This window comes from Liquorilactobacillus sucicola DSM 21376 = JCM 15457 (assembly GCF_000612445.1).
GTDB classification, from domain to species: Bacteria; Bacillota; Bacilli; order Lactobacillales; family Lactobacillaceae; genus Liquorilactobacillus; species Liquorilactobacillus sucicola.
Genome location: NZ_BALC01000004.1, coordinates 141,699 through 154,934, shown reverse-complemented (window position 1 = coordinate 154,934; position 13,236 = coordinate 141,699). Strand labels below are relative to the sequence as shown.

11 protein-coding genes and 1 pseudogene are annotated in these 13,236 nt (G+C 40.0%); 4 read left to right on the top strand and 8 right to left on the bottom strand.

All coding sequences use genetic code 11. The annotated features are described in order from the left end of the window. Positions 1-281 precede the first annotated feature (281 nt). Positions 282-1,532 carry a GTPase HflX gene (gene hflX / locus JCM15457_RS07895; protein WP_034989034.1) on the top strand — a complete coding sequence of 417 codons (1,251 nt, stop codon included), beginning with the start codon at positions 282-284 and terminating at the stop codon, positions 1,530-1,532. Between the two features lie 49 nt (positions 1,533-1,581). Further along, positions 1,582-2,918: pseudogene (locus tag JCM15457_RS07890) on the top strand (APC family permease). Positions 2,919-3,011: 93 nt separating this feature from the next. Here JCM15457_RS07890 and JCM15457_RS07885 read toward each other — a convergent pair. The 8 genes from JCM15457_RS07885 to JCM15457_RS07850 form a co-directional block, all read right to left on the bottom strand. Continuing rightward, positions 3,012-3,665, bottom strand: a complete 654-nt coding sequence (locus tag JCM15457_RS07885) for an amino acid ABC transporter permease (protein ID WP_034989032.1) — start codon at positions 3,663-3,665, stop codon at positions 3,012-3,014. A gap of 18 nt (positions 3,666-3,683) precedes the next feature. After that, positions 3,684-4,322: an amino acid ABC transporter permease gene (locus JCM15457_RS07880; RefSeq protein WP_034989031.1), complete on the bottom strand. Its 639-nt coding sequence runs from the start codon at positions 4,320-4,322 to the stop codon at positions 3,684-3,686. Then, a complete protein-coding gene (locus tag JCM15457_RS07875; protein ID WP_034989029.1) occupies positions 4,319-5,152 on the bottom strand; it encodes a transporter substrate-binding domain-containing protein in 834 nt (277 codons plus the stop codon). The genes JCM15457_RS07880 and JCM15457_RS07875 overlap by 4 nt, the downstream gene beginning before the upstream one ends. A gap of 14 nt (positions 5,153-5,166) precedes the next feature. After that, entirely contained in the window at positions 5,167-5,901 is a 735-nt protein-coding gene (locus tag JCM15457_RS07870; protein ID WP_034989028.1) for an amino acid ABC transporter ATP-binding protein, read from the bottom strand. A gap of 480 nt (positions 5,902-6,381) precedes the next feature. Continuing rightward, positions 6,382-7,206: a DUF6681 family protein gene (locus tag JCM15457_RS07865; RefSeq protein WP_034989026.1), complete on the bottom strand. Its 825-nt coding sequence runs from the start codon at positions 7,204-7,206 to the stop codon at positions 6,382-6,384. An 11-nt stretch (positions 7,207-7,217) separates the two neighbouring features. After that, positions 7,218-7,748, bottom strand: a complete 531-nt coding sequence (locus JCM15457_RS07860) for a hypothetical protein (RefSeq protein ID WP_034989024.1) — start codon at positions 7,746-7,748, stop codon at positions 7,218-7,220. Between the two features lie 67 nt (positions 7,749-7,815). Then, the gene (locus tag JCM15457_RS07855; protein ID WP_034989022.1) at positions 7,816-8,253 is read right to left on the bottom strand and encodes a Fur family transcriptional regulator; all 438 of its coding nucleotides are present in this window, start codon (positions 8,251-8,253) and stop codon (positions 7,816-7,818) included. Positions 8,254-8,329: 76 nt separating this feature from the next. After that, positions 8,330-8,890 (bottom strand): guanylate kinase, encoded by a 561-nt coding sequence (locus JCM15457_RS07850; RefSeq protein WP_034989020.1) that lies wholly within the window; start codon positions 8,888-8,890, stop codon positions 8,330-8,332. A gap of 355 nt (positions 8,891-9,245) precedes the next feature. On the opposite strand from JCM15457_RS07850, the gene JCM15457_RS07845 reads away from it, so the two are divergent. Both JCM15457_RS07845 and JCM15457_RS07840 read left to right on the top strand, forming a co-directional pair. Continuing rightward, positions 9,246-10,640, top strand: a complete 1,395-nt coding sequence (locus JCM15457_RS07845; RefSeq protein WP_034989018.1) for an APC family permease — start codon at positions 9,246-9,248, stop codon at positions 10,638-10,640. 162 nt (positions 10,641-10,802) lie between these two features. Next, the gene (locus JCM15457_RS07840) at positions 10,803-13,217 is read left to right on the top strand and encodes a Xaa-Pro dipeptidyl-peptidase (protein WP_034989017.1); all 2,415 of its coding nucleotides are present in this window, start codon (positions 10,803-10,805) and stop codon (positions 13,215-13,217) included. Positions 13,218-13,236 lie beyond the last annotated feature (19 nt).

The following is a 13,236-nucleotide window of genomic DNA, read 5'->3' as shown; positions in this document are numbered from 1 at the left end:
TTTTTTTTGTTAATATTTAGCTGCCTTTATTTATTTTTTCAAAGCAAACTACAGTTTTTTCTTGCAATCGCAAAAAGTATTTCTAATTGAAAAATAATCAATTTCACTGCTTTTTTAGCCAATTTTTTTAACTTTATGTGCTAGAGAATGCCGCGTATTTCTGACAATTAAGCAGTTAACGCTATCAAATACTATCAGAGTAACCTCTCATCTTTATCTTATTCAACGACCATATTAATTAAATGTTATAATGTTTGAGTAACAAAGGAGGGGAGTTTCTCATGATTCCAGTTATTATCGCGGGAATTGAAAATCAGCAGTCCAATTTTGACTACCTAATGCAGGAACTAGCAGAATTGGCATACGCAAATAATATGCAAGTCGTTTCAGAAGTCCGACAGAAGCTTCAAAAACCAGTCGCAGCAACTTATTTAGGAAAGGGCAAGATTGAGGAGCTTGCACGAATAGCACAAGCAAAGGACGCTGCAGTTCTCCTTTTAAATGATGAGCTTTCACCTACACAAATCCGTAATCTAGAAAAAGAAACTTCATTAGATGTCCTTGATCGAACGGAACTGATACTTGAAATCTTTTCATCGCGTGCACGGACAAAAGAAGCCCAGCTTCAGGTGGAAGTTGCACGGCTTAAATACAAACTGCCGCGTTTGCGGACATCAGTTCACGAAAAGTTAGATCAACAAAGTGCGAGTGGCTCTCTTGCCAATCGTGGTGCCGGTGAAACAAAGCTTGAATTAAATCGGCGGACAATCCAGAAGAAAATTACACAATTAACTCGCGAATTAAAAAACATTGACAAAGAACAGTATGTAAAAAGCAGTTCACGCCGAGAATCCGGTCTTCCTAGTGTCGCCCTAGTCGGATACACGAACTCAGGCAAATCGACAACAATGAATGGTTTGCTCCATCTACTGAACAGCGATGATACCAAAAAAGTAATGACCAAAAATATGCTCTTCGCCACACTCGATACATCTGTTCGTAAATTACGTTTCAAAGATAGACGTGAATTTCTGTTAAGCGATACTGTCGGTTTTGTTAGTAAATTGCCACATAACTTGGTCAAAGCTTTTCAATCAACATTAGCGGAAGTTAAAAATGCCGATCTGCTACTGCATGTCGTCGATATCTCGGATGAACATTCCGCTGAGATGGTAAAAGTAACCAACGAAACCTTGAAAGAACTTGGGGTTGAGAACACACCTATGATCTATGCTTTTAACAAGGCCGATAAAATTGGTGGTAACTATCCGATAATAGAAGGACATCAGCTAACTTACAGTGCTCGCGATGAAAAATCGCTCAATGCTTTAGCAGAGCTGATCAAGAAGATCCTCTTCAGAGATTATCAAACTCATAAATACTTCATTTCTTATGAACAAGGACATTATCTTGAAAAAATCAATAATCTTGCACTGGTAACTGCAACAGATTACACAGAGGACGGGGCTAGGATAACCGCTGAAGTTTCTCCCACACAGGAGAAATACTTTGCACGTTTCTTAGCTGAGTAGACACACCACAGTACAATTTATTTTAATATAAAACGAAAGGAATTGAACAATGAAAGAACAAGTAAAGCTCAAGCGCACACTTGGCTTATGGTCGTCGCTTGCCATGGTCATTGGAACTGTAATCGGTTCAGGAATCTTCTTCAAACAAGCATCCGTTTTAGATTATTCCCACTCAACCACTATGGCCTTGCTTGCATGGCTTTTCGGGGGACTCCTTACCTTGGCATCCGGCCTAACGATTGCGAGATCGGTGCACAGATGCCGCATACTGGCGGACTTTATGTTTACATGGAAAAAATCTACGGTAAATTATGGGGCTTCCTTTCTGGTTGGATGCAGATCATTATCTACGGACCGGCTATGATTGCCGCGCTCGGTTCTTACCTAGCCATATTATTAGTCGCTTTTTTCGGCTTGTCCTCATCATGGCAGCATCCACTCGCTATACTGTCAGTGGCTCTAATAACTTTTTTTAATCTGCTGTCCAACCGCTATGGTGCGGCCTTTCAGATTTTGACTACCATTGGAAAGTTTATCCCGATTATCGCAATCATTATTTTTGGACTTTTTTTTGGTGACCATAATGCTTTGGGAAATGTCGCTACGCAGGCTTCAACTGGCGCTACAGGTAATTTTGGAGTTGCAATCTTAGCCACACTCTTCGCATATGATGGCTGGATTCTTCTTGCAAACATGGGTGGAGAGATCAAAAATCCGCAAAAATTACTTCCGTTAGCCATCATCTGGGGGCTAGTAATAGTTTTGCTGGCTTATGTTTTAGTTACTTGGGGTGTCTTTAGTGTGTTATCAGCTGATCAAATTCATCAATTCGGCGAAAATACAACACCACACTTTGCAACGATCGCGTTCGGCAGCCTAGGTGGTAAACTTCTCAGTATTGGTATCATTATCTCTATTGCTGGATGTCTGAATGGCAAGGTCATGTCCTTCCCGCGCATCATGTATGCAATGGCTAAAAATAATGACCTACCCTTTTCCAAACAGTTATCATATCTGAATGCTAAGACTCGCAGTCCAATGGTTTCAACACTCACGATTTTCGCAATCGCGGTTTTAATGATCTTAACCGTCAATGCTGATCGTTTAACTGAACTATGCATCTTCACTGTTTATTGCTTCTACGTGATGGCATTCTTCGGCCTCTTCAAATTACGCCTTATTCGGCCGCAACTACCGCGTCCTTTCTCTGTTCCGCTTTATCCCTGGATTCCTATCATTGCTATTGGTGGAGCCATTTTTGTTTTGATCAGTGAAATCATCTCTGATACTCAAGGCGTCTTCGTATCACTCATAATCGTAGTAGTCGGCATTCCAATCTATTTCTACAAAAATAAATTTAGAAACGATAATCATTTGCAGCATTAAAAACAAATCATAAAAAAACCGTTCTTGAGATGTTGACTATGTACCTCATCTCAAAACGGTTTTTATTTTTCACTTAATTTCAATAATACTATATTAACTAGTTCTCTTTTCAAGACCTGATGCCACTAGCGATAAGGCATAACATACAACGAAGTACATCACGGCCAATGCAATAAACATCGGTATCATATAGCGGGTATTCTGTCCATAAATAATCTGAGCCCGGTACAACAGTTCTGGCAGTACAATGATTGTTGCCAGCGAAGTATCCTTTATCAAAGAAATAAACTGGCTTACCAGTGGCGGAATCATTTTTTTCATGGCCTGTGGTAAAACGATCACTCGCAGCCCTTGCCAATATGTCATCCCGACTGAGCGGGCTCCTTCCATTTGGCCCGTATCGACCGCTTGGATACCGCTACGAACAATTTCAGCAATCATAGCTGATTCAAAAACAGTCATTGCTGCAATCGCCGCACTCAAAGGTTCCATTCTAATGCCAATCTTGGGAAGCCCAAAATAAGTAAAGAAAAGAAGCAGCAGCAAAGGCAAATTTCTAATCAAGTCGATAACAAACCCCACTATGGCTGACACAAAAGGAAAGCGAACATAGCGAATTATACCTAAAATTGATCCAAAAATGAAACTCAAGATAATTGAAACGACTGACACCTCAATCGTTACCCACAAACCTTCTAATAGATAGCGTAAATTGATCCACGAATAAGCTTCAGCTAAATTTGACATTTAATTCACCCTCCTCCTTTAGGCCAGCTTCTTCTCCAAATAGCGCATGTAGTAGCTCAATGGCAACGTAATTATCAGATACAAAATACCGACAACAATGTAAGTATTAAAAGTATCAAAAGTCGTTGAAGCAATTGCATCACCTTGATACATCAGATCAAAGCCTGCCACAAATGCTAACACAGAAGAATTCTTAACTAAATTTATGAACTGGTTGCCTAAAGGCGGAATAACATATCTAAATGCTTGCGGAAGGATAATATGCCACATGGCCTGCATAAATGTCAACCCATTAGCACGAGCACCTTCCATTTGTCCGTCATCGACTGCCTGAATACCTGCACGAACCGTTTCTGCGATAAAAGACGAGGTATATAGCGTCAGCCCAATTGTTCCAGCAGTGAAACCATCTAGGGTAACAAAGAATTGCGGTACAACAACGTAAAAGAACATGCCGATTACCAACAGAGGTATATTACGGAAAACTTCGATATAGACGCGCCCAATAATATGCAATACCTTATAAGGCAAAACTTCAAAAATCGCAAATGTCGAGCCGATTATCAAACTAAAGAATAAAGCTATTACACTGCAAAGAAGTGTATTACCAAAACCAAGCAGTAATTCTTGCCAATGTTGCGTAAAGACATTTATCATTGTTGGCTCGCCTCCTTCAAATCAAATCCTGCGACATTTCCAAACCACTTCTGCAACAGTCTTTGATAGGTGCCGTCTCTTCTCATGTCGGCAATCGCCTGATCAATCTTATTTTTTAACTGAGTTTGTCCTTTATCGACCGCAATCCCATAAGGTTCATTGGTAAATGCTCCACCGACTACATGATAACCTGGATTCTCTGCAGCTATACCAAACAAAATACCATTATCAGTTGTCATGGCATCGCCTTGACCTGATTTAAGTGCCGTAAAAGCTTGGGCATAATCCTCTAATTCTAGAACCTTGGCTTTCGGTGCATACTTTTTGACATTGACCGCCGAAGTTGAGCCTTTGACTGCCAAAACAGTCATTCCATCTTTATTTAAATCTCGCACATTTTTAATGTCGCTATCTTTTTTTACCAGCAATGACTGACCGGCCGCAAAATACACATTCGAAAAATCAACGATCTTTTCTCGGTCAGGTGTAATTGTCATCGTAGCTATAATAGCGTCAATATTGCCATTTTTAAGTAAGGGAATACGTGTCTTGCTGGTAACTTGAACGAACTTCGCATGCCCCTTCTTGCCAAGAACTCTCTTAGTAACTTCCTTGCCCATGTCAATATCAAACCCCTTGATCGTTCCTGATTTAATATCCATCAGCCCAAACAAACGCGTATCAGCCTTAACGCCCCATGTAAGAGTGTTGCTTTCCTGACTCCTCTTCAACGCATTTTGCTGTGCACTCTTCTCATTCGAACAAGCACCAAGTGATAGGGTCAATAAAAGCATCCCGCATAAAACAAGGATCGATTTCCATCTTCTCATCATTCTTCCCCCTCTTAATGCTTGATGATTTTGCTTAAGAATTGTTGTGCTCTTTTCTCCTTAGGTGCTTTGAAGAAGACGTCAGCCTTTTCATCCTCAAGGATCTCGCCATTATCAATAAAAATAACACGATCCGCCACTTCGCGGGCAAAACCCATCTCATGGGTAACAACAACCATTGTCATTCCTTCAGTCGCGATTTTCTTCATAACATTCAACACATCATCAATCATCTCAGGATCAAGTGCAGAAGTCGGTTCATCAAATAATAATGCTTTAGGTTTCATTGCCAAGCTGCGTGCAATTGCTACACGTTGTTTCTGACCGCCTGAAAGCTGACGTGGATATGAACCAGCCTTATCTGCTACTCCAACGCTCTTCAAAAGCCGCATGGCAAGATCTTTATTTTCCTTAGGATCGCGCTTCAAAACCAGCTTAGGTGCCAACATAATATTCTCAAGCACTGTTTTGTTATCGTAGAGATTAAAATGCTGAAAAACCATTCCAACATCTTTCCTAATCTGATTTAAATCCGTCTTCTTATCGGCCAAGTCATACCCGTTAACAATCAGCTGTCCTTCAGTAAAATCTTCGAGGCCATTGATAGTCCTAATTAATGTACTTTTTCCAGAACCAGAAGGACCGATGACAACAACAACTTCACCCTTGTCTACCTTCAGGTTGATATTCTTTAGCGCATGAAACTGATCATAGTACTTTTCAACATTTTTAAACTCAATCATTGCCATTCTTTTTTCCCCCTTGAGAACAATCATTAATTTCCGGTAACTACAATATTAAATTTTAATTTGATTTTGCGCAAGAATTTCGAATTAATTATGTTTTTTAATATTATTTTTGCCATTTTAACTTTGTTTAACAAAGTTAAAAGCCTAAAACAATTCATATACTTTTAAAACTCAACAGCTAAATTACTTTAAATTATATAGTTTCATCTGAAGATCTATCAATGTTTTTTCAGAAAAGTCATGCTGCTTTTACTGTAAATTTTCACAGCATAAGTAATTTCTTCTAAAAATAAAAAGCTGTGCCTTCCACTAAAAAAACAAAGTTAACTATTTTTTCGCATTAACAAATTTTTCAAAGCTGCGCCTTTATCTTAAAAACAAATTAAAAAAGCTGTGGCAAAATAAACATTACCGCAACTTTTTTCATTTTATGCATTTAATTTTCAAGACAGACTGTAAGAAATTTTACGCCACCAGCATCTATAGCTTCTTAGCCGCTTCCTTTTCTCTATATGCAACTTGAATCTTTAAATCATATGGTCCGTCTTCGTGCATTACTGTTGATCGTCCGGCGAATTTGTATGCACCACCTTGGACAACTGCAGTCGCTATGAACAGACTGTACTTTCGTTCAACCTCAGCAGCCGGCATCAGTCCCACAGACTGGATCCGGCCAAGTTTTTTCCTTTCAATCTGATTAATCCCGCCGTATAGATCTAAGTGTCCTGCCTCATGCACCAGCTCAAAATAAGGCAACGCAACTGGCTCGCTCAATGCGTAAATATTTTCTTTCTTCGTTCTAGCCAACTTAAACAGTTCGTCATCACTGCGGCCACCATAGTCAAGCCGCAGATAGCCCTGTGCTTCCAACTGGGCAACAATCTCATTTAAAGCCTGAATCTCTGCAGGACTTCTTTTAAGTTTCGCAGGCAATGTCGCTTCGCCTTTGAAAAGTCCATTGGTCTGCACAAATCCTGCTTGCGGTCTTGCATTTCTTTTATCTGCTGTTTCTTCTTTAGGTTTCATCCCTAATTTTTTCTCAATCCAAGGTGAAAAATCAAATCGTGATTTTTTGGATGTGAAAAAATAGAGAATATTCAAATAAGCAAAGTAACTGATAACAAAAAATGCCAAGACAAACAATAGACCGCGAGCCAAGAAGCCGTTTGCTAGAAAGCGATAGGCCACATACAACAGATAGAAATTGCCGGCCGTTCCTAAAATAGTGTACACACGATTTTTCAATTTGACATTGATATTGATGTATCCTAGATAGCTATTAATCAACCCTATAAGACCGAACAAGTCATTTCCCCCTATTCTCCAGTATTGTTATCATTTTGAACATTTTGGTTGTTCTGATTATCTTGATTGTTTTGCGTATTTTGACTTTGGGTACTTGAAGCTGAACTCGAATTCTGTCGGTTAGTACCAGTCTGGGAACTAGATTGTGTCGCATCATTCTCATTATTATTTTCCCTACTCGTTGTGCTGCTGCTTGTACGCGAAGCAGAAGTTGCTGATTCAGCTGAACTTTGATCTTCTTCAGATGTACTGCTGCTCTCTTGGCTCTCCGCAGACGAAACAGAGCTGTCTTCACTGCTGGACCTTGATGAATCTTCTTCACTGTCATCATCCGAACTGCTCTTCTTATCGCTGGAGTCAGCAGGTTTGGAAGAATTACTCGAGCCGTTTGGAACGGAACTGGTCTGTTCAACCTTCTGTGTCACCGGTCTACCTTCAGATGTATTGGTTGCCTTGTTCACCGCAACATTGGTTGCACCTAAAGCCAACACAACTGACATAACCGCAAATGGTGTAATAAAGGGCGGTGTTCGATAAGCCATTCTTGATCTCTCCATTTCTTACTCCGAAACTTAATATTATTAAACCAAAATTAGCCCGCAAAAGATACTAGTCAGGCTGATCTTTGCTTAATTTTATACAATCGGCACATAAACCGTACAATTCAAAATGATGTTCATCAATTCGACAACCCGGAAGCTGCTGCTCGAAATAATCTAATGGGCACATTTCTACCTCTTGGACCTTGCCACAGTGTTTACAAATAAAATGATGATGATGCTGATGTATAAAATCACATTGATACTTGACACTTGCATTTCCGTCTTTTGTTCGCTGTTCGACAATTCCAACTTCTTCGAATTCTTTGATGTTTCTGTAAATCGTATTATGACTCATGCCAGGATAAATACTGTGCATATATTTATCAACCGCCACAACGTTGATATATTGTTCCTGAAAATGGCTTAAATATTCCAACAAACTTAATCGCTGTTTAGTAATCTTATAATTATTCTTCTGCAACAATTTAACCGCAACTTCTATCATAAGCTCTATGCTCCTCTATACAAATAATAATTATTACTATTAAGCATAGTATACCATAGCTCATCTATAATAAAAATTAATTGTCCCAGCCCTCAGCCCGTAACATTTCTGCAATTGTTTTTTTAGTTTTTCCCCAATCGTCATTACGAATAAGATGACAAGAATTTCTAAGTTCAGTTGGGACATGCATATCTCGCTGTGCTTCCAAACTAGCTAGTCGTTTTGTGACTGCCGCGTTATCAGCACCCCTTTTTTTCAACCTACTGGCTAGCATTTTTTTATCCGATACACTGATATACCAGCACCTTAACTCCACTGTTAACTGGCGGAAGTACGCGGCAGCTCCTTTTGTATCTAAAACGATAACTGTCTTATCACACTTCTGCCAAGCGCGCTGCAGTCCTTCTCGAGAAGATCCATAAAGATAATGCGCATATTCGACATGTTCTAGATAATTGTTCTTAAAAAAAGATTCTGTAGTTTCAAAATAATAGTCGCGTCCATCTAGTTCATGTGGTCTTCGCGGTCGTGTTGTATGTGTGATAACGCGTTCAAACCCATAATTTTTTACCAAATAATCCTGAATAGTTGTTTTACCAACACCAGATGGACCGCAAATAATCAAAAGTCGTTTCATACAATTCCTCAATTCAACTAAATGTTCACATGGCTTGATCCCATGGACTCGCTGACTCATCTACCGTATACATATGTTATTATAGTTTTAAAATAGAACTTTGACTATGAATTTATATCTTTCAGCAGCATTAGTCAATTTTCCTCATGGTAAAATAATAGATGTCAGTTATTCACTGCTATTTTTTAATTTTTCCATTAAAAGTCAATCATATCGGCCTGCTCAACCTTGATTTTTCAACATTTCATTCATTGTCAGCTATTAATTCGTTCAAATATAATTGACATCATGCTCTAATGTTGTATATTATCAAGGCTGTATGCTTTATTTTTTTAAGAAACGGAGGGATCATTCATTGGATTTAAAACAAAGGATTTTCAAAAAAGAAAGCTTGGCACGTTATATTGACAAAGATAACCGCCTTGCAAAAACATTAGGTGCTGGCGATCTGATCGCATTAGGCATTGGAGCCGTTATTGGAACTGGTATCTTCATACTACCGGGAACGGTAGCCGCCCTGCACAGCGGCCCTAGTATCATCCTATCATTTGTCGTAGCAGCCATCATCTGCTCAACTGCAGCCATGTGCTACGCTGAATTTTCATCTGCACTTCCCATTGCTGGCAGTGCGTATTCATTCGGAAATATCGTTTTCGGTGAAATTATAGGCTGGTTTTTGGGTTGGGCTCTGATTCTCGAATACATGCTGGCAGTTGCTGCGGTTTCAACCGGATGGGCAGCATATTTCAATTCATTTATATCCGGTTTTGGTCTTAAGATTCCCAAAGCTGTCAGTGGCAGTTTCGATCCGGCACATGGAACTTACGTTAACATTGTAGCAATTTTAATTGTGTTATTTATTTCTTTCATTCTTTCTAGAGGTGTTAAAACATCTGTACGTATCAACAATATTATCGTTGTTGTGAAAATAGCTATTATCTTTCTCTTCCTGCTTGTTGGTATGTTCTATGTTAAACCAGCAAACTGGCATCCTTTCTTTCCATTTGGTTATGGTGGAGTTTTGAAGGGAGCATCACTTGTCTTTTTCGCCTATCTCGGTTTTGATGTCGTTTCTGCAACTGCAGCTGAAGTCAAGAATCCGCGTAAGAATATGCCAATTGGAATAATCGGAACATTGTTAATCTGTACGGTTTTGTACATTTTAGTTTCAATAGTTCTCACAGGTATGACTTCTTATACCAAATTAAATGTGGCTGACCCAGTTTCGTTTGCCCTGCAGCTTGTTCACTTAAACTGGATAGCTGGTATTATCTCTATTGGGGCTCTCGCGGGAATGTTCACAATGATGGTTACCATGATCTACAGCAGTTCACGTTTAATTTACTCTATCGGTCGTGATGGGCTGCTTCCCAAATTTCTTGGTGAAGTAAACGCTGAACACCACACTCCCAACAAAAGTATGGCTTTCGTAACAATCATCATCAGTTTTATGGGTGGATTTGTTTCATTGACCCAACTGACTAACCTTGTCAATATTGGGACTTTGATTGCCTTTACTTTCGTTTCAATCGGAATCATTCCTCTGCGAAAACGCAAGGATATTCCCAACAATGGATTCAAAGTTCCCTTTTATCCATTTCTGCCGATTGTTTCAACGCTCCTATGTATCCTAATGCTGTCCCAATTATCAAAGGAAACATGGATTGCATCGATCATCTGGTTCGCGATCGGCATGGTTATCTACTTCACTTATGGTATCAAGCATAGTCAAATAACAAAAAATAATTAGTTATGCGCGCATTGCAACATAAAAAGCTGTGTAATTGCTAGATGGAATCTAACAATTCGCAGTTTTTTTATTTTCTCCCCAGACACAGAGATTATTTTAATCACATACCTTGTTTTACGTTATAATTAGGAGTTAAAAGATAACTTCTGGAGGATTTTACCTATGCATTTCAATCAATTCGCACATACAAATGCTTCTTTGGAAACAAAGATCGCAGAACTAAAAAGAATTCACTATCTCGATCATTCACTGCTTACAACTGAAACACCGACTAAACTGTGGTTAGGCTTAGTTAAAAAGACCTTTCCCCAAGCACACTCAGTCGCCGCCAAAAATCAAAAAACGGCAATGCTTCTGGCCGATAATCTAGTTGCTCTACCCGCTTACGCTGCTAAAAAAAACGTAAATGAGCGAGTTTTTTATAATGTTGGCTTGCAGCTATTGGGATTTGAGCCCGACGAAGACTTTTCCCTCTCTAACCCGTTTGAGACTATGAAAAAATACAACCTAACTTATCAAAAAAAGATCATTTCAAGAGAAGATGTCCTGAGTGCTTGGTATGACCTTCTCTGCACTTACACTGCCAGTGGCCAGACTCTGTTGGATAAACTAGCTTCACTCGGCTATTTCAAGCCACTGTGGGGTAATGTTTCGGGTCCAGTATTTTTTAATGGTAAAGCCCAACCAGTTTTTGACACACACAAGTTAATTCGTGAGGTAGTCTATGTTGAAGCCGCTGTGGATACTGATCACGATGGAAAACGTGATCTTCTCAAAACAGAAATCATTAGGCCTGCGGAAACTGATACTGGGTTGAAAGTTCCAGCCATCTTTACTGCTAGTCCCTATAACCAAGGAACCAACGATACCGACGGCAAAAAAATGATGCATAACATGAACACTCCTTTGAAACACAAGGAACCCAACAACACCCATTACGCAGAAATAGAATATCAGGCTCAAGAAGCTGCTGTCCCCGCTCCACGCGAAATCACGGCTAAGACTGAAACAGCTGAAGAAACATTTGGACGTGAATTTTCATACACACTCAATGATTATTTGCTAGCACGTGGTTTTGCTGCTGTCTATTCTGCTGGAATCGGTACACTCGATTCGGATGGAGTCAGGACCTGTGGTTCTCCTGCTGAAACTGCTGCTGCTGTTGCTGTCATCGAATGGCTGAACGGCCAGCGAACAGCCTTTACCAACAAAATTGATGGAAGTGCAATTGCGGCCTGGTGGTGCAATAAAAATATTGCAATGACCGGGAAATCATATTTGGGAACCTTAGCAACCGCAGCGGCAACAACTGGAGTTGAAGGGTTAAAGACCATCATTTCGGAAGCTGCTATCTCCAGCTGGTACGATTATTATCGTGATGGCGGACTTGTTGTTGCCCCTGGGGGATTTCCTGGCGAGGACGCCGATGTTCTGGCAATGGAGTGCTTCAGCCGTAAAAAGCATCCGGCCGATTACTTAAAAGTCAAAGAAGCCTTCGCACAGCAATTGAATAAAATAACGGCTGGTCAAGCCCGGGAAAGCGGTAACTATAACACTTTTTGGGATGAACGAAACTATCTGAAGAATGTTGCGAAGATTAAGGCCGATATCATTATGGTTCATGGACTTAATGATTGGAATGTTAAACCGCGTAATGTCTTTAACCTCTGGCAGTCATTAAAACAGCTGCCTGTTACACGCAAGCTCATTCTTCATCAAGGCCAGCACATCTATATTAATAACATGCGTTCACTTGACTTCAATGACATGATGAATCTCTGGCTTTCCTATAAATTATACGACATTGATAATCAAGCAAATACTGTTCTGCCAGATGTTCTAGTCCAAGATAACACCCAACCAGAAACGTGGAATAGTTTCACGGATTGGATAGCTCCGACGCATGATGTTGAGGAACTATACTTGCGTCCCCACGAACTAGTTTCCTCAAAGCTAGGTCCTGCTGAAGGAGCAGCTAATTTTCAAGATCAATTAACTACAGATGATTTTGAATACTATCAAAATCATTTAAATGCTTGGACGGAAGCACTGTTAACACCTGACCATTCACCGCTGAAACACAATCGACTGTTGTTCAGAACGGCAGCCGTGCCGGCTGATAGAATAATTCAGGGAGAACCAGAAGTAACTCTAAGCGTCGCTACTAATAAAGATCACGGCATGCTGAGTTTCATGCTGGTCGACTATGGCAGTACAAGGAGGCTTGCCCCTACCCCAGCAGTCCTTGAACGTAAGGGACTTGCTTGTGGTTTTGAGTGGCGGGAAGACGATCTCGTTGAATTCTCTTTAGCACAGGAAACTCCTTGGAAAATGATCTCAAAAGGTCATATCAATCTTCAAAATAGGCATTCCAACTGGCAGAATGATGAATTACAACCTAATTATTTCTACAACATTAGTGCTAAAATGCAACCAACATTCTATCACCTTCCTCAGGGGCATCACATTGGCCTCATCATCTATGCCACAGATATGGGGATGACAGTTCGGGGAAATGAGGATCTGGCCTATTCGATCAATCTCGGTGCTAGCCGCTTAAAGCTTATATTTGCTTGATTCTGGATAAACTGTTTTG

Excerpts from the sequence above, each read along its gene's own strand:
- JCM15457_RS07855 (WP_034989022.1), bottom strand. The coding sequence starts at position 8,253 with ATGATAGAAGTTGCGGTTAAATTGTTGCAGAAGAATAATTATAAGATT.
- JCM15457_RS07870 (WP_034989028.1), bottom strand. The coding sequence starts at position 5,901 with ATGGCAATGATTGAGTTTAAAAATGTTGAAAAGTACTATGATCAGTTT.
- JCM15457_RS07885 (WP_034989032.1), bottom strand. The coding sequence starts at position 3,665 with ATGTCAAATTTAGCTGAAGCTTATTCGTGGATCAATTTACGCTATCTA.
- JCM15457_RS07860 (WP_034989024.1), bottom strand. The coding sequence starts at position 7,748 with ATGGCTTATCGAACACCGCCCTTTATTACACCATTTGCGGTTATGTCA.
- JCM15457_RS07850 (WP_034989020.1), bottom strand. The coding sequence starts at position 8,890 with ATGAAACGACTTTTGATTATTTGCGGTCCATCTGGTGTTGGTAAAACA.
- JCM15457_RS07875 (WP_034989029.1), bottom strand. The coding sequence starts at position 5,152 with ATGAGAAGATGGAAATCGATCCTTGTTTTATGCGGGATGCTTTTATTG.
- JCM15457_RS07840 (WP_034989017.1), top strand. The coding sequence starts at position 10,803 with ATGCATTTCAATCAATTCGCACATACAAATGCTTCTTTGGAAACAAAG.
- hflX (WP_034989034.1), top strand. The coding sequence starts at position 282 with ATGATTCCAGTTATTATCGCGGGAATTGAAAATCAGCAGTCCAATTTT.
- JCM15457_RS07880 (WP_034989031.1), bottom strand. The coding sequence starts at position 4,322 with ATGATAAATGTCTTTACGCAACATTGGCAAGAATTACTGCTTGGTTTT.